The 17462-nt window shown below is 62.0% G+C and carries 16 protein-coding genes; 8 read left to right on the plus strand and 8 right to left on the minus strand.

All coding sequences use genetic code 11. From position 1 onward, the window contains the following. Positions 1–57 precede the first annotated feature (57 nt). On the minus strand, positions 58–1035 hold the full coding sequence (locus BFP99_RS00480) for a quinone oxidoreductase family protein (RefSeq protein WP_065926821.1): 978 nt from the start codon (positions 1033–1035) through the stop codon (positions 58–60). A gap of 188 nt (positions 1036–1223) precedes the next feature. Here BFP99_RS00480 and hemF point away from each other — a divergent pair, with 188 nt between their 5' ends. Together hemF and aroE are read left to right on the plus strand one after the other, a co-directional pair. Continuing rightward, on the plus strand, positions 1224–2156 hold the full coding sequence (hemF, locus tag BFP99_RS00485) for an oxygen-dependent coproporphyrinogen oxidase (RefSeq protein WP_065926822.1): 933 nt from the start codon (positions 1224–1226) through the stop codon (positions 2154–2156). Next, the gene (aroE, locus tag BFP99_RS00490) at positions 2156–2977 is read left to right on the plus strand and encodes a shikimate dehydrogenase (protein ID WP_065946452.1); all 822 of its coding nucleotides are present in this window, start codon (positions 2156–2158) and stop codon (positions 2975–2977) included. The genes hemF and aroE overlap by 1 nt, the downstream gene beginning before the upstream one ends. Here the strand turns inward: aroE and BFP99_RS00495 are convergent, their stop codons facing one another. The 3 genes from BFP99_RS00495 to betC all read right to left on the minus strand — a co-directional run bounded on the left by BFP99_RS00495 (position 2978) and on the right by betC (position 7151). Then, positions 2978–4546 carry a SulP family inorganic anion transporter gene (locus BFP99_RS00495; RefSeq protein ID WP_065946453.1) on the minus strand — a complete coding sequence of 523 codons (1569 nt, stop codon included), beginning with the start codon at positions 4544–4546 and terminating at the stop codon, positions 2978–2980. Between the two features lie 159 nt (positions 4547–4705). Further along, complete coding sequence (choX, locus tag BFP99_RS00500; protein WP_065926825.1) at positions 4706–5620, minus strand: choline ABC transporter substrate-binding protein; 915 nt, start codon at positions 5618–5620, stop codon at positions 4706–4708. A gap of 16 nt (positions 5621–5636) precedes the next feature. Then, on the minus strand, positions 5637–7151 hold the full coding sequence (gene betC / locus BFP99_RS00505) for a choline-sulfatase (RefSeq protein ID WP_065946454.1): 1515 nt from the start codon (positions 7149–7151) through the stop codon (positions 5637–5639). A gap of 103 nt (positions 7152–7254) precedes the next feature. Here betC and BFP99_RS00510 point away from each other — a divergent pair, with 103 nt between their 5' ends. The 6 genes from BFP99_RS00510 to BFP99_RS00535 all read left to right on the plus strand — a co-directional run bounded on the left by BFP99_RS00510 (position 7255) and on the right by BFP99_RS00535 (position 12950). Further along, a complete protein-coding gene (locus BFP99_RS00510) occupies positions 7255–8205 on the plus strand; it encodes a choline sulfate utilization transcriptional regulator (protein WP_065946455.1) in 951 nt (316 codons plus the stop codon). A 31-nt stretch (positions 8206–8236) separates the two neighbouring features. Further along, positions 8237–8563, plus strand: coding sequence for a DOPA 4,5-dioxygenase family protein (locus BFP99_RS00515; protein ID WP_027608141.1), 327 nt, complete (start codon positions 8237–8239; stop codon positions 8561–8563). A 177-nt stretch (positions 8564–8740) separates the two neighbouring features. After that, positions 8741–9706, plus strand: coding sequence for a 2-dehydro-3-deoxygalactonokinase (locus tag BFP99_RS00520; RefSeq protein ID WP_065946456.1), 966 nt, complete (start codon positions 8741–8743; stop codon positions 9704–9706). Position 9707: 1 nt separating this feature from the next. After that, a complete protein-coding gene (locus BFP99_RS00525) occupies positions 9708–10328 on the plus strand; it encodes a 2-dehydro-3-deoxy-6-phosphogalactonate aldolase (RefSeq protein WP_053127387.1) in 621 nt (206 codons plus the stop codon). 47 nt (positions 10329–10375) lie between these two features. Beyond that, complete coding sequence (gene dgoD / locus BFP99_RS00530) at positions 10376–11524, plus strand: galactonate dehydratase (RefSeq protein WP_003170741.1); 1149 nt, start codon at positions 10376–10378, stop codon at positions 11522–11524. 115 nt (positions 11525–11639) lie between these two features. Continuing rightward, positions 11640–12950 carry an MFS transporter gene (locus BFP99_RS00535; protein ID WP_027608138.1) on the plus strand — a complete coding sequence of 437 codons (1311 nt, stop codon included), beginning with the start codon at positions 11640–11642 and terminating at the stop codon, positions 12948–12950. 36 nt (positions 12951–12986) lie between these two features. On the opposite strand, the gene BFP99_RS00540 is transcribed toward BFP99_RS00535, so the two are convergent. The 4 genes from BFP99_RS00540 to trpB all read right to left on the minus strand — a co-directional run bounded on the left by BFP99_RS00540 (position 12987) and on the right by trpB (position 17414). Beyond that, positions 12987–14639: an FAD-dependent oxidoreductase gene (locus tag BFP99_RS00540; protein WP_065946457.1), complete on the minus strand. Its 1653-nt coding sequence runs from the start codon at positions 14637–14639 to the stop codon at positions 12987–12989. 162 nt (positions 14640–14801) lie between these two features. Further along, on the minus strand, positions 14802–15242 hold the full coding sequence (locus BFP99_RS00545) for an anti-virulence regulator CigR family protein (RefSeq protein WP_027608136.1): 441 nt from the start codon (positions 15240–15242) through the stop codon (positions 14802–14804). Positions 15243–15377: 135 nt separating this feature from the next. Next, a complete protein-coding gene (gene trpA, locus BFP99_RS00550; RefSeq protein ID WP_065926830.1) occupies positions 15378–16187 on the minus strand; it encodes a tryptophan synthase subunit alpha in 810 nt (269 codons plus the stop codon). Then, complete coding sequence (trpB, locus tag BFP99_RS00555) at positions 16188–17414, minus strand: tryptophan synthase subunit beta (RefSeq protein WP_027608134.1); 1227 nt, start codon at positions 17412–17414, stop codon at positions 16188–16190. Positions 17415–17462 lie beyond the last annotated feature (48 nt).

A 17462-nucleotide genomic window follows, 5' to 3' on the forward strand; every position in this document is an offset into this window, starting at 1 on the left:
ACCGCGTCGCGCCTATCGGGGGCAAGTGGAATCGTTGCACCGCCCCCGAAGAGGCCCTCAAGGCAACAGAATGGTCGACCCAGTGGTACGCCGCCCCGACAACTCCGTCTGTGCCTTCGCCGCGTCCGCCAGCGAATACCGCTGGTTGATATCAATGCGCACCTTGCCGCTCTTGATCATCGAAAACAGATCATCCGCCATCACCTGCAAGTTCGCCGGATTGTTGGCGTAGGTCGCCAGGGTCGGCCGTGTCACGTACAGCGAGCCTTTGGCCGCGAGTATCCCCAGGTTCACCCCATCCACCGCGCCCGACGCGTTGCCAAAGCTCACCACCAGGCCACGTGGCGCCACGCTGTCCAATGAGGTCAGCCAGGTGTCTTTGCCGACGCCGTCGTAGACCACAGGCACCTTTTTGCCGTCGGTCAATTCCAGCACGCGCTGTGCGACATTTTCCTTGCTGTAGTCGATGGTTTCCCACGCGCCGAGAGATTTGGCCAGGGCGGCTTTTTCTGGCGAGCTCACGGTACCGATCAGCTTCACGCCCAGTGCCTTGGCCCATTGGCAGGCCAGGGAGCCCACGCCACCGGCGGCGGCGTGGAACAGGATGGTCTCGCCACCTTTGAGCTCATAGGTCTGGCGCAGCAGGTATTGCACGGTCAGGCCCTTGAGCATGGCGCCGGCGGCTTGTTCGAAGCTGATGTCGTCCGGCAGGTGTACCAGGTTGGCGGCAGGCAGCACGTGCAATTCGCTGTAGGCCCCGAGTGGGCCGCTGCCGTAGGCCACGCGATCGCCGACTTTAAATTGCGTGACTTCGCTGCCCACCGCATCAACCACCCCGGCGCCTTCTGCGCCCAGCCCCGATGGCAGGGCCGGCGGCGCGTAAAGGCCACTGCGGAAATAGGTATCGATGAAATTCAGGCCAATCGCCTCGTTACGCACTCGAACCTGCTGCGGGCCCGGCTCTGCCGGTGTGTAGTCCACATATTCAAGTACGTCGGGGCCGCCATGGGCGCTGAACTGGATACGTTTGGCCATCTGCACTTCTCCTGAGGTCGAATTCGCGTAGCCCCCTATCGGACTCCTAAGCTTGATCTTCGTCAACTGTGGCGCTCCTAAGTGCAGTGCTATGTGCAGTGCTATCTAAGCGCAGTGGTATCCTGTGCGCCCATTTGCCGCCGACGCCCTGTGGCTTCGCGTAGCTTTGCCCGATTCAAGGTGATGTCATGACTACTCGCACCGAGGCTGTCAAAGCCTACCTGCTCGACCTGCAAGACCGCATTTGCAGCGCCCTGGAAACCTTCGAGACGGACACTCGCTTTATCGAAGACGCCTGGACCCGGCCTGCCGGCGGCGGCGGTCGCACCCGTGTGATCGAGAACGGCTCGGTCATCGAAAAGGGCGGCGTTAACTTTTCCCACGTGTTCGGCAGCGGCCTCCCACCGTCAGCCAGTGCGCATCGCCCCGAGCTGGCCGGTCGCGGGTTTGAAGCCCTGGGCGTGTCGCTGGTGATTCATCCGCACAACCCACACGTGCCGACGTCCCACGCCAACGTGCGTTTTTTCATCGCCGAAAAAGAAGGCGAAGAGCCGGTGTGGTGGTTCGGTGGCGGCTTCGACCTCACGCCCTACTACGGCAACGAAGAAGACTGCATTCACTGGCATCGCGTGGCCGAGCAGGCCTGCGCGCCGTTTGGCCCGGACGTTTACTCGCGCTACAAGGCCTGGTGCGATACCTACTTCCACATCAAGCACCGCAACGAGCCCCGTGGTATCGGCGGCCTGTTCTTCGACGACTTGAACGAGTGGGACTTCGACACCTGCTTCGCCTTCATCCGCGCCATCGGCGACGCCTACATCGACGCCTACCTGCCGATCGTGCAACGTCGCAAAGCCAGCGCGTATACCGAACAGCAACGCCAGTTCCAGGAATTCCGTCGCGGCCGCTACGTTGAATTCAACCTGGTCTACGACCGTGGCACCCTGTTCGGCCTGCAATCGGGCGGGCGTACCGAGTCGATCCTGATGTCGCTGCCGCCCCAGGTGCGCTGGAGCTACGACTGGAAAGCCGAGGCCGGCAGCGAAGAAGCACGCCTAACCGACTACTTCCTGCAAGACCGCGATTGGCTGGGCATCGCCGCGCCTAAGGCGGCTGTTTGATGGATCGTTATGTGGTGTTCGGCAACCCCATCGGCCACAGCAAGTCGCCGCTGATTCACCGTATGTTCGCCGAGCAGACTGGCGAACAACTTGACTACAGCACCTTGCTCGCGCCCCTGGAGGATTTCACCGGCTGTGCCCGTGAGTTTTTCCAACAGGGCCGAGGTGCCAACGTCACCGTGCCGTTCAAGGAAGACGCCTATCGCCTGGCCAACAGCCTCACCGAACGCGCCCAGCGCGCCGGGGCGGTGAACACCTTGAGCAAACTCGCTGACGGCACGTTGCTCGGCGACAACACCGACGGCGCCGGCCTGGTGCGTGACCTGGCGGTAAACGCCGGCTTGAATCTGCAAGGCAGACGCATCCTGTTGCTGGGCGCGGGTGGCGCGGTAAGGGGCGCGTTGGAGCCGTTGCTGGCTGAACGTCCCGCTTCGTTGATCATCGCCAACCGTACCGTGGAAAAAGCCGAATTGCTCGCCGAGCTGTTCGACGACCTGGGCCCGGTGTCCGCCAGTGGTTTCGACTGGCTGCGTGAGCCGGTGGACGTGATCATCAATGCCACGTCCGCCAGCCTGTCAGGCGATGTACCGCCGATTGCCGGCAGCCTGATCGAACCGGGCAAGACGTTTTGCTACGACATGATGTACGCCAAGGAACCGACTGCGTTCTGCCGTTGGGCCAGTGAGCAAGGCGCAGCCGTGGCGATGGATGGCCTGGGCATGCTGGTGGAGCAGGCGGCCGAAGCGTTCTTTCTGTGGCGTGGTGTTCGTCCGGATTCGGCGCCGGTGTTGGCTGAACTGCGCCGGCAGTTGGCGCAGTAATCAATCTTCAAACTGGATGGGGCATTTATCGGCCCCCTCCAGTTTTTTCAACTCGTCCACCACCTGCGGCCTGGCGCGGCGCAATGTCAGGCTACGGCCCAGCCCGCTTAAACGACGCGCCTCCTGGTGCAGCATCTCCACCCCGGAATAGTCGATAAAGTTGATCTGCTGCGCCTCGATCACCACCCGTTCACCCTGCAAGCTTTGCAGGCGTACTTGCAGGTAATGGCTGGCGCCAAAGAAGATCGACCCGCCGACGCGCAACACATCCTCTTCCCCATCACGCCATTGCTGTACCCGTGGCTGCGACGTGCGCTTAAGGTAGAAAAACAACGACGCCAACACCCCCGCATAAATCGCCGTTTGCAACTCCAGCAACAAGGTGGCGACAAAGGTCAGGCTCATCACTACGAACTCTGCGCGGCTCACGCGGAACAACGCACGAATACCCCGACGATCCACCAGGCCCCAGGAAATCAGCAAGATGCTGGCGGCCATGCTCGGGATCGGAATATGTGCGATCAATGCGGCGCCAAACAGCGCAAACAATGCCACCCATACTGCGGAAAACACCCCGGCCAACGGCGAACAGGCGCCCGACTCATAGCTGAGGCCGGAGCGGGTGAACGACCCTGCCGACAGATACCCGGAGAAAAATCCGCCAGCGATATTGGATAAACCCTGGGCGCGAACTTCCTGGTTGGCATCGAGCAATTGTTGCGAACGGGCCGACAGCGAACGGGCAATCGACAGGCTGGTCACCAGCCCCAGCATGCCCACCGCAACGGCGCTGGGCAGCAGGCGCAGGATCATGTCCGGATCCAGCGGCAGCGGGCTGAACGGTGGCAGCTTGCCGATAAACGAACTGACGAGCGCCACATGCCCGAACATCGCCGGCCATAGCCACGTTGCCAGGCTACCCAGGGTCAGTGCGATCAGTAGCGTTGGCCAGCGAGGCACAAGGTATTTGAGCAACGCGCCCACCAGCAAAGTACCGAGTCCAAGGGCGAGGGAGGCGTGGTCCCACTCGCCAGCGTGGTCGATCAGCGCCAGCAGGCTATTGATCGCTGTGGCCTGGCTCGGTAAATCCAGGCCAAGCAGATTGGGCAGCTGCCCGAGGGCGATCACCACGGCGGCACCGAGGGTGAAACCCAGCACCACCGAATGCGAGACGAAGTTCACCAGCGCGCCAAAACGCAGCATGCCCAGCAGCCACTGGAATACCCCGGCGAGGAATGTCAGCAACAGGATCAGGGTGATGTAGTCCTGAGACCCCGGCACGGCCAACGGGCTGACGCTGGCGTACAGCACGATGGAAATCGCTGCCGTGGGGCCACAGATCAGGTGCCAGGATGAACCCCACAGGCAGGCGATCAGCACCGGGATGATGGCGGCATACAGACCGTACTCCGGTGGGAGACCGGCGATCAGCGCGTAGGCAATCGACTGGGGCAGCGCGAGCACGGCACCGCTGAGGCCGACCAGCGCGTCCCGGCCGACGCTGGCGCGGGTTTGACGCGGGAGCCAGCGGAGGAAGGGGAAGAGTGTATGGCGGTTGGGCCGGGGCATTTATAACTCGGCTGAAAAGGTTTGACTCAGGGTATCAGTACACACTGGTCCTTGTGGGAGGGGGCTTGCTCCCGATATAGGTGGACCCGTCTAAATCTCTCTGACTGGCACTCCGCTATCGGGAGCAAGCCCCCTCCCACATTGGAATAGCGCAAGGCCCTAGAGTTTGGCCTTTACTGCCGGCAACGCGTCCTTGCCATCCACGGTTTTCACACCGTCGAGCCATTTGTCCAATACAGCCGGGTTCGCCTTGATCCACGCCTTCGCCGCGTCGGCATTGCTGACCTTGTTGTTGGCCACCTCAGCCATGATGCTGTTCTCCATCTCCTGGGTGAAACTCAGGTTGGTCAACAGTTTGCCAACGTTAGGGCAGGCCTGCGCATACCCTTTGCGGGTCAAGGTATACACACTGCCGGTGTCACCGAAGTATTTCTCGCCGCCTTTGAGATAGTGCATTTTCAGTTGCACGTTCATCGGGTGCGGTGTCCAGCCGAGGAAGGTGACGAATTTCTGCTTCTTCACCGCCCGTGACACTTCCGCCAGCATTGCCTGCTCGCTGGACTCGATCAGCTTCCACTGGCCAAGGTCGAAGTCATTCTTCTTGATGATCTCCTGCAGCGAGATATTTGCCGGCGCGCCCGAGCCGATGCCGTAGATCTTCTTGTCGAACTTGTCGGCGAATTTGTTCAAGTCGGCAAAGTCATGCACCCCGGCATCCCACACATAATCCGGCACGGCGAGAGTGAACTCGGTGCCGTCGAGGTTCTTCGCCAACTGCACCACATCGCCGTTGGCCACGAACTTGTCGTAGAAGCCCTGCTGCGCCGGCATCCAGTTACCCAGGAACACATCCACCTGGCCGTCCTTGAGCCCGCCGAAGGTGATCGGCACCGCCAGGGTGTCGACCTTGGCCTTGTAGCCCATGCCGTTCAGCAGGAAACCGGTAATGGCGTTGGTGGCGGCAATGTCGCTCCAGCCTGGATCGGCCATCTTCACGGTCTCACAGCGGGTGTCCGCATACGCATTGGCACTACTTAGCACCAACATGCCCACTACTGCAGTTAACTTTTGCATGGCCTTCCCTCTGTATTTATTGGTTTTGGCAGGGTTGTGGATAACGTGCCTTGCGCTCCAGGTCGTCGAGGTCGATATGGTTGCGCATGTATTGCTGACTGGCGTCCACCAGTGGCTGGTGATCCCAGCTCTTCAGCTTGCCTTGGGTCAGCGCCTCGAATACCAGGCGACGACGGCGTTGGCTGGCGAGCACCTGCTGGTGGATCGCCGGGATGTCCCACTTGGCCCGCGCCTCATTCAAAAACGCCTCGAACAGTGGCCGGTGTTCCGGTGACTGGCTGAGGTCTTCCCGCTCGTGCGGGTCGTTGTGCACATCGAACAGTAGACAAGGGTCGTCTTCGCTGTAGATGAATTTGTAGGCGCCACGGCGAATCATCATCAATGGGCTGATGGTGCCTTCGGCCATGTATTCGCCAAAGACTTCGTCATGCCCGCCCTGCCCCTGCAAGTGCGGGACCAGCGAGCGGCCGTCCAGGGGCAGGCGCGGGTCCAGCTCGCCGCCGGCCAGTTCCACCAGGGTCGGCAGCAGGTCGGCGGTGGACACTGCCTGGGTTACGCGGCCCGGCGCAAATTGCCCCGGCGCACTGACCAGCAGCGGCACGCGGGCGGCCATTTCAAACCAGTGCATTTTGTACCAGAGGCCGCGTTCACCGAGCATGTCGCCGTGGTCGCCGGAGAAAATGATGATGGTGTCGTCGGCCAGGCCGGTGTCTTCCAGGGTCTGCAGCAGCTTGCCGACATTGCTGTCGATGTAGCTGCACGCGCCGAAGTAGGCGCGGCGGGCGTCGCGAATCTTATCCACAGGCAGCGGCTTGTCCCACAGGTCATAGACCTTGAGCAGACGCTGGGAATGCGGGTCGAGATCTTCCTGGTTCGGCGTTGCAGGTAAAGGGATGTCGTTGTCGTCGTACAGGTCCCAGAACGGCTTGGGAATGGTGTACGGGTCGTGGGGATGGGTCATCGACACGGTCAAGCAGAACGGCTGGTCACCGTCTTCGCGGATGTGGTCGAACAGGTACTGCTGGGCCTTGAACACCACCTCTTCGTCGAAATCCAGCTGGTTGGTACGCACGCACGGGCCGGCTTGCAGCACCGAGGACATGTTGTGGTACCAGGTGGGGCGTACGTCCGGCTCATCCCAATTCACTGCCCAGCCATAGTCGGCGGGGTAGATGTCGCTGGTCAGGCGTTCTTCATAGCCGTGCAGTTGGTCGGGGCCGCAGAAGTGCATCTTGCCCGACAGCGCGGTGCGATAACCGAGGCGCCGCAGGTAGTGGGCATAGGTCGGCACATCGGCGGGAAAATCCGCCGCGTTGTCGTAGGCGCCGATCTTGCTCGGCAATTGGCCGCTGACCAGGGTGAAGCGTGAGGGGGCACACAGTGGGCTGTTGCAATAGGCCGCGTCGAACACCACGCCCTGTGCGGCGAGGCGGCTCAAATTCGGCAGCTTGATGGGGGAATGTCCGTAGAACGGCAGCATCGGCGCGGCCATTTGATCGGCCATGATGAAAAGAATGTTCTTGCGCTTCATGGGTCTTCGGCATTCCATAGGCAGTGTTTATGCGAATGAGCATGCAGCCCATGGAAAATGGGGTAAAGCCCATGACGAGCAATGTCTAGGATAAGCGCAGCTTATGTATGAAGCCCTTGGAGACCTGTCCCTCGACCTGCTACGCGCATTCGAGACGGCCGCGCGCCATCGCAGCTTTACCGCCGCTGCGATGGAGCTGGGTACCACACAGCCGGCGATCAGCCAGCAGATCAAGCGCCTTGAAGAACAACTGACGATCCGCCTGTTTGACCGCATCTATCGGGGCATCGAACTGACCGACGCCGGCGCCCTGCTGTTCGAGCATGTGCAAGGCGGTTTGCAGAACATCAACCAGGGCCTCAGTGTGATTACCCAGCAGGACCAGCACGAAGTGCTGCAAGTGGCCACAGACTTTGCGTTCGCCGCCTATTGGCTGATGCCGCGCCTGCATCGCTTCCACGCCGCCAACCCGCAGGTGGACGTGAGCCTGGTGACCAGCGAGCGCAACCACGCGACACTGCGCAGTGACATCGATGTGGCAGTGCTGTTTGGCGATGGTCGCTTCAAGCAGGGCGACAGCCTTTGGCTGTTCAACGAGGAAGTGTTCCCGGTGTGCAGCCCGCAATGGCTCAAGGAGCAGGCCAGGCCTTTGACTGTGCACACCTTGCCCGACTACCCGTTGCTGCACCTGCGCCAGGAAAACAACAGCCAGTGGTTCGACTGGAGTGGTGTATTCCGCGAGCTGGGTATCACCGCCGCACCCACGCCCGGCCAGCTGCGATTCGACAACTACACCTTATTGATCCAGGCAGCGATTGCCGGCCAAGGGGTGGCGATCGGCTGGCGCCATTTGGTGGATAACCTGCTGGAACAGAACTGGTTGTGCCGACCGATCGGCAACACGGTGATTTCGCGCTTTGGCTATTACGTGGTGCAGCCCCAGCGCAAGCGGCGTGGGCAGTTGGTCGAACGTTTCGTCGACTGGTTGCAGGCAGAACAGGCCAGCAGCGCGCAGTCCCTGACCGGACTGGCCCTGCCATCGATTGCGGTCTAGGATTTGCCGCACATTGGATCCGGAGTCCGTCATGCAACGTATCAAGGGCTACCATGCCCATATCTACTTTGACGCCAGCACCATCGACCAGGCGCGCACCCTATGTGAAGACGGCGCGAAACTGTTCCCGCTGCGTATGGGCCGTGTGCATGAACGGCCCGTAGGCCCGCACCCGGACTGGAGCTGCCAGCTGGCGTTCGATGCCGAGTACATTGGTGTGGTGCTGCCGTGGCTGGCGCTGCATCGCAATGGGCTGGTGGTGTTCCTGCACCCCGAAACCGGCGATGAGCTGAAGGATCACACCGATCACGCGATCTGGATGGGTGCGATGCGCGAGCTGGACCTGTCGGTTTTTTAACCTCCCCTTATCAGATAAAAACCGCCCCTTCCCGCAGTAAAAGGCGAGGAAGTTGTAGGATTTATCTTGTCTTGTCTCAATATATGGGACTGTTATTTATATATTGAGATATTGCCGGTCATAGGTTTATATTCGCCCATCTGCTTTTTTCAGCACCCACTCATTTCAGGTGAAGCGATGCAGGCGCAATTGATCGCGCTCGATTGGGGGACCAGCTCCCTTCGTGCTTATAAACTCGGGCCCGCAGGCGTCGTGCTGGAACAGCGCTCGCTGGCGTCGGGCATCATGCATTTGCCCAGTGAGCCCCGGGACATCGGCGGTGTGCACTGCAGCGATGGCTTCGAGTTGGCGTTCGATGCGGCATGCGGCGACTGGCTCGACGCCCAACCCCATCTTCCAGTGATCGCCTGCGGCATGGTCGGCAGCGCCCAGGGCTGGAGCGAGGCGGCATATCGCAATACGCCGGTCGACGTCGCCAGCCTGGGCCAGGCGTTGCACACGGTGCGCAGCCTGCGCGGCGTCGATGTGCATATCGTGCCCGGCGTGATCGAGCAGGTCGGTTTGCCCAATGTGATGCGCGGTGAAGAAACCCAGGTGCTGGGTGTGCTGCAAAGCCTGTCGGCCAACGGTGAAATGTTGATCGGCCTGCCCGGCAGCCATTCCAAATGGGTCGAGGTGGTGGAAGGTTGCATCACCCACTTCGATACCTTCATGACCGGTGAACTGTTCGCGGTGCTGAGCAAGCACAGCCTGCTGGGGCGTACGCAAAAGGTATCCGCGCAGTTCCAGGCCGAGGCTTTTGACCGCGGCGTTCAAGTGGCGCTGTCGAACGATGGCCAGCGCGGCGTGCTGTCGACCTTGTTCAGTGCGCGCACCCTGGGCCTGACCGCCGAACTCACCCCTGAGCAGCAGCCCGATTACCTGTCCGGCCTGCTGATCGGCCATGAACTGGCCGGCTTGCCAGCCAGTGCACGGCACATCCCCATCATCCTGGTGGGCGCTGGCCCGCTTTGCGTGCGCTACCAACGCGCCCTCGCCCTCTGCGGTTTCGCCCACGTCAGCCTGGCGCAGGAAGCGACCGAGCGCGGCCTGTGGCAACTGGCAGTGGCCGCCGGGCTCACTCAACCTGCAACGGAGGCCTGACATGCTCAAGCAAGCACTGGCACAAAACGGTTTGATCGCGATCCTGCGCGGTGTGCGCCCGGACGAAGCCCAGGCGGTCGGCCAGGTGCTGTACGACGCCGGTTTTCGCGTGATCGAAGTCCCGCTCAACTCGCCGGACCCTTACACCAGCATCCGCACCCTGCGCGACAGCCTGCCCGCCGATTGCCTGATCGGCGCCGGTACGGTGTTGACGCCTGCGCAGGTCGAGCAGGTGAAAGCCGCTGGTGGCCAAGTGATCGTCATGCCCCACAGCGATGCCAAGGTCCTGCGCGCCGCCAAGGCCGCTGGCCTGTACCTGTCGCCGGGGGTGGCCACGCCCACCGAGGCGTTCGCCGCGCTGGATGAAGGCGCCGACGTGTTGAAGCTGTTCCCGGCCGAGCAAATGGGCCCTTCTGTGATCAAGGCGTGGCTGGCGGTATTGCCGGCAGGCACGTTGCTGCTGCCGGTGGGCGGCATTACCCCGGACAACATGCAGGTGTTTATCGACGCCGGCGCCAAGGGGTTCGGGCTGGGTTCCGGGTTGTTCAAACCGGGTATGACAGTGGATCAGGTAGCGAGCCGCGCCCAGGCTTATGTCGCCGCCTGGAAAGCCCTGAGCTGAGATCAAGTTCCGCGCCCCTGGCGCTGCATCTATAAGAGAGATAACAGATGAAAATCACCAAACTGACGACCTTTATCGTCCCGCCGCGCTGGTGCTTCCTCAAGGTCGAGACCGACCAGGGCGTGACCGGCTGGGGTGAGCCCGTAGTCGAAGGCCGCGCTCACACCGTGGCTGCGGCGGTCGAGGAACTGTCCGATTACCTGATCGGCAAGGACCCACGCAATATCGAAGATATCTGGACCGTGCTCTACCGCGGCGGCTTCTACCGTGGCGGCGCCGTGCACATGAGCGCCCTCGCCGGCATCGACCAGGCGCTTTGGGACATCAAGGGCAAGGCCCTGGGCGTATCGGTCAGCGACCTGTTGGGTGGCCAGGTACGCGACAAGATTCGCGTGTACTCGTGGATCGGTGGCGACCGCCCGGCCGACACCGCCCGCGCCGCCAAAGAGGCCGTGGCCCGTGGCTTTACTGCGGTGAAAATGAACGGCACCGAAGAGTTGCAGTTTGTCGACAGCTTCGAAAAAGTCGACCTGGCCCTGGCCAACGTCGCGGCCGTGCGCGATGCGGTCGGCCCTAACGTCGGCATCGGCGTCGACTTCCATGGCCGTGTGCACAAGCCCATGGCCAAGGTGCTGATGAAAGAACTGGACCCGTACAAACTGATGTTTATCGAAGAGCCGGTGCTCAGCGAAAACTACGAAGCCCTCAAGGAACTGGCGCCGCTGACCAGCACCCCGATTGCCCTGGGCGAGCGTCTGTTCTCGCGCTGGGACTTCAAGCGCGTGCTCAGCGAAGGCTACGTCGACATCATCCAGCCGGACGCTTCCCACGCGGGCGGTATCACCGAAACCCGCAAGATCGCCAACATGGCCGAAGCCTACGACGTGGCCCTGGCCCTGCACTGCCCGCTGGGCCCGATTGCCTTGGCGGCGTGCCTGCAACTGGATGCGGTTTGCTACAACGCGTTTATCCAGGAGCAAAGCCTGGGCATTCACTACAACGAGAGCAACGACCTGCTCGACTACGTGCGCGACCCGGGCGTGTTCGACTATGACCAGGGCTTTGTGAAAATCCCCAACGGGCCGGGCCTGGGGATCGAGATCAACGAGGAATACGTGATCGAACGCGCAGCCATCGGCCATCGCTGGCGCAACCCGATCTGGCGCCACGCCGACGGCAGCTTTGCCGAGTGGTGATGTCTGCCTGAAAGAACGCGGTCAAACATGTGGGAGAGGGCTTGCCCCCTCCCACATGTTGATCCGGTTTCTGCAGAAGTCCCTTCCTCAACAAATATAAGAAGAGGCACCTACCATGCAACCTGAATCCTTGAGCGGGCAGGCTTCTTTAGTCACGCCTACCCGAAAGCGCTACTTCATCATGGTGCTGCTGTTTATCACCGTCGTGATCAACTACCTCGACCGCAGCAACCTGTCGATTGCCGCCCCGGCGCTGACCAGCGAACTGGGTATCGACCCGGTACATGTCGGGCTGATTTTCTCCGCGTTCGGCTGGACGTACGCCGCCATGCAGATCCCCGGCGGCTGGCTGGTGGACCGGGTGCCGCCGCGTATCCTCTACACCGCCGCCCTGTTGCTGTGGTCTATCGCCACCGTGATGCTCGGTTTTGCCGCCAGCTTCATTGCGCTGTTTGTGCTGCGCATGGCGGTGGGTGCCCTGGAAGCACCGGCTTACCCCATCAACAGTCGCGTGGTCACCAGCTGGTTCCCCGAGCGTGAGCGCGCCACGGCCATTGGCTTCTACACCTCCGGGCAGTTTGTCGGGCTGGCGTTCCTGACGCCGGTCCTGGCCTGGTTGCAGCACCATTACGGCTGGCACATGGTATTTGTCGTGACCGGTGGCGTGGGCATTCTGTGGGCGGCAATCTGGTATGCCCTGTATCGCGAGCCCCGTGATTTCAAAGGCGTCAACGCCGCTGAAATCGAATTGATCCGCGAAGGTGGCGGGCTGGTGGACTTGAGCGCACAAGCGAGCAAGAGCAAGGCGCCCTTCAGCTGGGTCGACCTGGGCATCGTCCTGAGCAAGCGCAAGTTGTGGGGTATCTACCTGGGGCAGTTCTGCCTGAACTCCACGTTGTGGTTCTTCCTGACCTGGTTCCCGACCTACCTGGTGAAATACCGCGGCATGGACTTCATCAAGTCCGGCATGCTCGCGTCACTGCCCTTCCTCGCGGCTTTCGTCGGCGTGCTGTGTTCGGGGTTGTTTTCCGACTGGCTGATCCGCCGTGGCGCCTCGGTGGGGTTTGCCCGCAAGTTGCCGATCATCAGCGGCCTGTTGATCTCTACGGCGATCATTGGCGCCAACTTCGTCGAATCGACACCGTTGGTCATCGCCTTCCTGGCCCTGGCGTTCTTCGGTAATGGCCTGGCCTCGATCACCTGGTCGCTGGTCTCGACGCTTGCCCCGGCACGTCTGCTGGGACTGACCGGCGGGGTGTTCAACTTCATCGGCAACCTGGCGGCGATTGCCACGCCGATCGTCATCGGTTTCCTGGCCAGTGGCGATTCGTTTGCGCCGGCGATCACCTACATCGCCGTGCTGGCGCTGTTGGGCGCACTCTCCTATGTGCTGCTGGTGGGCAAGGTCGAGCGGATCGAGCTGTAAGCAGTGGGCGGCCTGCGGGCCGCCCGTTGGCCGGGCTCAGGGCACCGACATTTCGTTACGGAACACATTCAATGGATCCCAGCGTTGCTTGGTTCGGCGCAGGCGGTTCTCGATGATCGTGTTGGGGAAGAAAATTCCATACCACAGAGGGTTCCTGGGGTTCGCGGGATTGCCACCGAGGTGGGTCATGTCCAGGTCGGGGTAGTTGATGTAGCAGCCCTCGAACTCAGGGTCATTGGGAACACCGTTGGTGAATGCAGCGTAATAGAGGCCGCGGATCCAGTCGGCATGGGCGCGGTCGATGGCGTCATCGTCGGCGTGCCAGTAACACTGCGGTTGCCATTTGAGGTACGAGGAGCGTTGCGCGGCTGACGTCTGCGCCAGGATCGGGCCGTCCATCTGGTTGATGCGCCCGCCGAACGACTGGATCTGGATCAGGCTCTGGGTCAGGTATTGCTCGGGGTCCGGCAAGGTCAGCGTCGTCCAGATCGCGTCCAGCACGCGCTGTGTAAACCCGCCTTTCTGATACGCCGATTTATACCGCCCGCGCTGATTGTCACCGGAACCGTTGAGCGATTGGGTGGCGTACAGCCAGTCCAAGCGCCTGGCGGCCTCATGGGCACTCTGCAGAGAGTCGACCCAGCGGCCCTTTTGCCCGCCACGTGGCTGATGCGCGACGTGGAACGGCAGGAGCGACTCCGTCGCACCGACACCCACCGCGGTCTGCATGCTGCTGACAAAGTCGTCGAAAGGCGCCAGGTCATCGAGCTTCCCGTCCTTGTCGACGTAGTGGATGCCCAGGGTCACGTTGCCAGTGTTCAGATGACGCATTTCCAGTTTGGTGGCCAGGCCCCAGCTTGCCGGGTCGGCCTGATGGTCCACGAACCAGTTTTGATAGGCGTGCAGCAAACGTTCGAGGGCGGCGCGTGTGAGGTCTGACCAGTCCCATTCCAATGGCAGCCAAAGCACTTCGTCCGGGGCTGGCGGCAGCGTCTTGAAATAGTAACTGGTGATGATGCCGAACTGCCCACCACCGGCGCCGCAACAGGCGGCGAACAGGTCCAGCTCATCAGTGTCGAGGCTGTTACGGGAGACATGGACAGGTTCAAGACCCGGGCCGGGTCCATTGGCGACCAGCAAGTCGACGCCGTCCAGCCAGTCGCAGACCAGCCCGTATTTACGCGACAACAACCCATAGCCGCCGCCGCAGATATGCCCGCCCAGTCCCACCGAATAGCAGGATCCACTGGGCAGCGCCTTGCCTGCCAATTTGTACAGCGCGACGCTGGTGTCCCAGTTCTGGCAGCCGGGCTCCAGGCGGAATGCATAGCGATGGGGCGAAGCGGGTACCAGCACTGAGCTGATCAGGCCGTTGGGGTCGTAGGCCAATTGGTTGATCTGGCCGATGTCCAGGATCGACAACACCTCGCCTGGCACATCCGGCATCTTGTTAGAGACAAATCCTTCATAGCAATGCCCGCCGCTGCGCACCGTGATACGGCCATTGGGCACAGCCAGGGCCTGGGCGGCTGCGTCGATGATGTCTTGTGGGGTGTGGCAGAGGTAGATCTGGCTGGCGCCGTTGGGTGAAGACTCGCCCTGGACGTTGCCCAATGGCCAGCGCAGGTTGAAACCCTTTTGCAACGTGGAATGACGACGGTCCGAGGGGGTGATGAGATCAAATGCCATGATGGACTCCTGGGAGACGATAATGACTTCTGATGCAGCTAACTTAACGACCGGCAACGCAAGAAGGCGTGACTTGCAGAGGTGGTTAGACGGCAATAGGCACGAAGTGTGTTGAGGGGGTGTGTTCCCCCTCAAGCCTAGCCTATATGGAAAAAGCCCGGATCAGTTCAGCACGCCGTCCAGAATTTCATAGACGATACCGGTACCCACCGCGATCAACACCACATCCGGCCCCGAACGGCGCCACTCATAACCCGGGTACACCGGCAGGCGCGCCAGCGCACGGTTGTCCAGGCGCTCGCCGTAGTAGCCGCGCGGCAGGGGTTGGCCGCGCACCAGGCGCACATTCGGCGGCGGCGGTGCGCCACGGGAGAACTGGCCGTGGTTATCGTGAATGATCTGGCGTACCGGGCCGAAGTCCTGGGGCGGGCCTCCGCGACGGTTGTCCTGCGGGCCGCGATGGTCGTCGCCCCGTTGCTCGTGCTGGCCCTGCGGGCCGCCACGGTCGTCACCCCGCTGGTCAGGCGGCGCGGCTTGCACCAGGGCGCTGGCGCCAAGCACCAGCACACCAAGACCTGCAATCACGGATTTGGGCATTTTCATCGGGTATTCCTCAGGGCACACATACAAAAAAGGGATCTCGAACGCGGTTCGAAATCCCTTGGTCTTGCTGTTTAGGCCGTGATTGCGCGCGTTGATTCCTCTGTATCAGGAACTTTACCTCTCGCTACATGGCGCTTACTTACGGGCGTTGCGCACACCTTCCGACAGCGCCGCGCACAGGCTCAATACGCCATCGATTGCTTGTTGATCGTTACTGGCATTGGCGATGTGATCGATCAGGGCCGAGCCCACCACCACGCCATCGGCCAGGCGCGCGATGGCGGCCGCCTGTTCCGGTGTGCGGATACCAAAACCGATGCTGATCGGCAGGTCGGTATGCCGACGCAGGCGGGTCACGGCTTCCTCGACGTGTTCCAGGGTCGCGGCGCCAGCGCCTGTCACACCGGCCACGGATACGTAGTACACGAACCCGGAACTGCCGTTGAGCACGGTCGGCAGGCGCACGTCATCGGTGGTCGGCGTGGTCAGGCGAATAAAGTCGATACCCGCAGCCTGGGCCGGGTCGCACAGCTCGCCGTTATGCTCGGGCGGCATGTCGACCACGATCAGGCCGTCGACGCCGGCCTCTTTGGCGTCAGCGATGAACTTAGGCACGCCGTATTTGTGGATCGGGTTGAAGTAGCCCATCAACACCAGCGGGGTGTCGTTGTTGTCCTTGCGGAACTCTCGCACCATCTGCAGGGTTTTCAGCAGGTTCTGCTTGGCTTCCAGTGCGCGGATGTTGGCCAGTTGGATGGCCGGGCCGTCGGCCATCGGGTCGGTGAAGGGCATGCCCAACTCGATCACATCGGCGCCCGCAGCGGGCAAGCCCTTGAGGATCGCCAGCGAGGTGTCATAACCCGGGTCACCGGCCGTGACGAAGGTCACCAGGGCGGCGCGGTTTTGTTCCTTGAGTTGCGCAAAGCGGGTTTGCAGGCGGCTCATTTAGTGTTTCTCCTGCTGAGACTGTTCCATGTGGTGCATCACGGTCTGCATGTCTTTATCGCCACGGCCGGACAGGTTGACCACCATCAGGTGATCCTTCGGCAGGGTCGGTGCGCGCTTGAACACTTCGGCCAGGGCATGGGCGCTTTCCAGGGCAGGAATGATCCCTTCCAGGCGGCAGCATTTGTGGAACGCGTCCAAGGCTTCATCGTCGGTCACCGAGGTGTACTGGACGCGGCCGATATCGTGCAACCAGGCGTGTTCCGGGCCGATGCCGGGGTAGTCGAGGCCGGCGGAAATCGAGTGGGCGTCGATGATCTGGCCGTCGTCGTCCTGCAGCAGGAAGGTACGGTTGCCGTGCAGCACGCCCGGTACGCCACCGTTGAGGCTGGCGGCGTGCTTGCCGGTCTCGATGCCGTGGCCGGCGGCTTCAACGCCGATGATCTCGACGCTGGTGTCGTCCAGGAATGGGTGGAACAGGCCCATGGCGTTGGAGCCACCGCCGATGCATGCCACCAGGCTGTCCGGCAGGCGGCCTTCCTGGGCTTGCAGCTGGGTGCGGGTTTCCTTGCCGATCACGGCCTGGAAGTCGCGCACCATCGCCGGGTACGGGTGCGGGCCGGCCACGGTGCCGATCAGGTAGAAGGTGTCGTCGACGTTGGTCACCCAGTCGCGCAGGGCTTCGTTCATGGCGTCCTTGAGGGTGCCGGTGCCGGCGACCACCGGGATCACTTCAGCGCCCAAAAGCTTCATGCGGAACACGTTGGCCTGTTGGCGCTCGATGTCGGTGGTGCCCATGTAGATCACGCATTGCAGGCCGAAACGCGCGGCCACGGTGGCGGTCGCCACACCGTGCATACCGGCGCCGGTCTCGGCGATGATGCGTTTCTTGCCCATGCGCCGCGCCAGCAGGATCTGGCCGATGCAGTTGTTGATCTTGTGCGCGCCGGTGTGGTTCAGCTCTTCGCGCTTGAGGTAGATCTTGGCGCCGCCGCAGAACTCGGTCAGGCGCTCGGCGAAATACAGCGGGCTGGGGCGGCCGACGTAGTCGCGCTGGAAGTAGGCCAACTCTTCGTTGAACGCCGGATCGATCTTGGCCGCTTCGTATTCGCGGGCCAGGTCGAGGATCAACGGCATCAGGGTTTCGGCGACGTAGCGGCCGCCAAACGCGCCAAACAGGCCGTTGGCATCAGGGCCGTTGCGCAGATCGGTCTGGGACTGAGTCATGGGACGCTCCAGGTAGAAATTCTGTATGGGAAGCAATGACGGCCACTC

Source organism: Pseudomonas sp. 1 R 17 (genome assembly GCF_900067035.1).
Taxonomy (GTDB): Bacteria; Pseudomonadota; Gammaproteobacteria; order Pseudomonadales; family Pseudomonadaceae; genus Aquipseudomonas; species Aquipseudomonas marginalis.

Bases quoted from the DNA above. Each gene is read 5' to 3' on its own strand.
- BFP99_RS00535 (WP_027608138.1), top strand. From the start codon at position 11,640: ATGCAACCTGAATCCTTGAGCGGGCAGGCTTCTTTAGTCACGCCTACC.
- BFP99_RS00545 (WP_027608136.1), bottom strand. From the start codon at position 15,242: ATGAAAATGCCCAAATCCGTGATTGCAGGTCTTGGTGTGCTGGTGCTT.
- trpB (WP_027608134.1), bottom strand. From the start codon at position 17,414: ATGACTCAGTCCCAGACCGATCTGCGCAACGGCCCTGATGCCAACGGC.
- aroE (WP_065946452.1), top strand. From the start codon at position 2,156: ATGGATCGTTATGTGGTGTTCGGCAACCCCATCGGCCACAGCAAGTCG.
- trpA (WP_065926830.1), bottom strand. From the start codon at position 16,187: ATGAGCCGCCTGCAAACCCGCTTTGCGCAACTCAAGGAACAAAACCGC.
- BFP99_RS00510 (WP_065946455.1), top strand. From the start codon at position 7,255: ATGTATGAAGCCCTTGGAGACCTGTCCCTCGACCTGCTACGCGCATTC.
- BFP99_RS00515 (WP_027608141.1), top strand. From the start codon at position 8,237: ATGCAACGTATCAAGGGCTACCATGCCCATATCTACTTTGACGCCAGC.
- BFP99_RS00495 (WP_065946453.1), bottom strand. From the start codon at position 4,546: ATGCCCCGGCCCAACCGCCATACACTCTTCCCCTTCCTCCGCTGGCTC.
- BFP99_RS00525 (WP_053127387.1), top strand. From the start codon at position 9,708: ATGCTCAAGCAAGCACTGGCACAAAACGGTTTGATCGCGATCCTGCGC.
- choX (WP_065926825.1), bottom strand. From the start codon at position 5,620: ATGCAAAAGTTAACTGCAGTAGTGGGCATGTTGGTGCTAAGTAGTGCC.
- BFP99_RS00480 (WP_065926821.1), bottom strand. From the start codon at position 1,035: ATGGCCAAACGTATCCAGTTCAGCGCCCATGGCGGCCCCGACGTACTT.
- hemF (WP_065926822.1), top strand. From the start codon at position 1,224: ATGACTACTCGCACCGAGGCTGTCAAAGCCTACCTGCTCGACCTGCAA.
- dgoD (WP_003170741.1), top strand. From the start codon at position 10,376: ATGAAAATCACCAAACTGACGACCTTTATCGTCCCGCCGCGCTGGTGC.
- betC (WP_065946454.1), bottom strand. From the start codon at position 7,151: ATGAAGCGCAAGAACATTCTTTTCATCATGGCCGATCAAATGGCCGCG.
- BFP99_RS00540 (WP_065946457.1), bottom strand. From the start codon at position 14,639: ATGGCATTTGATCTCATCACCCCCTCGGACCGTCGTCATTCCACGTTG.
- BFP99_RS00520 (WP_065946456.1), top strand. From the start codon at position 8,741: ATGCAGGCGCAATTGATCGCGCTCGATTGGGGGACCAGCTCCCTTCGT.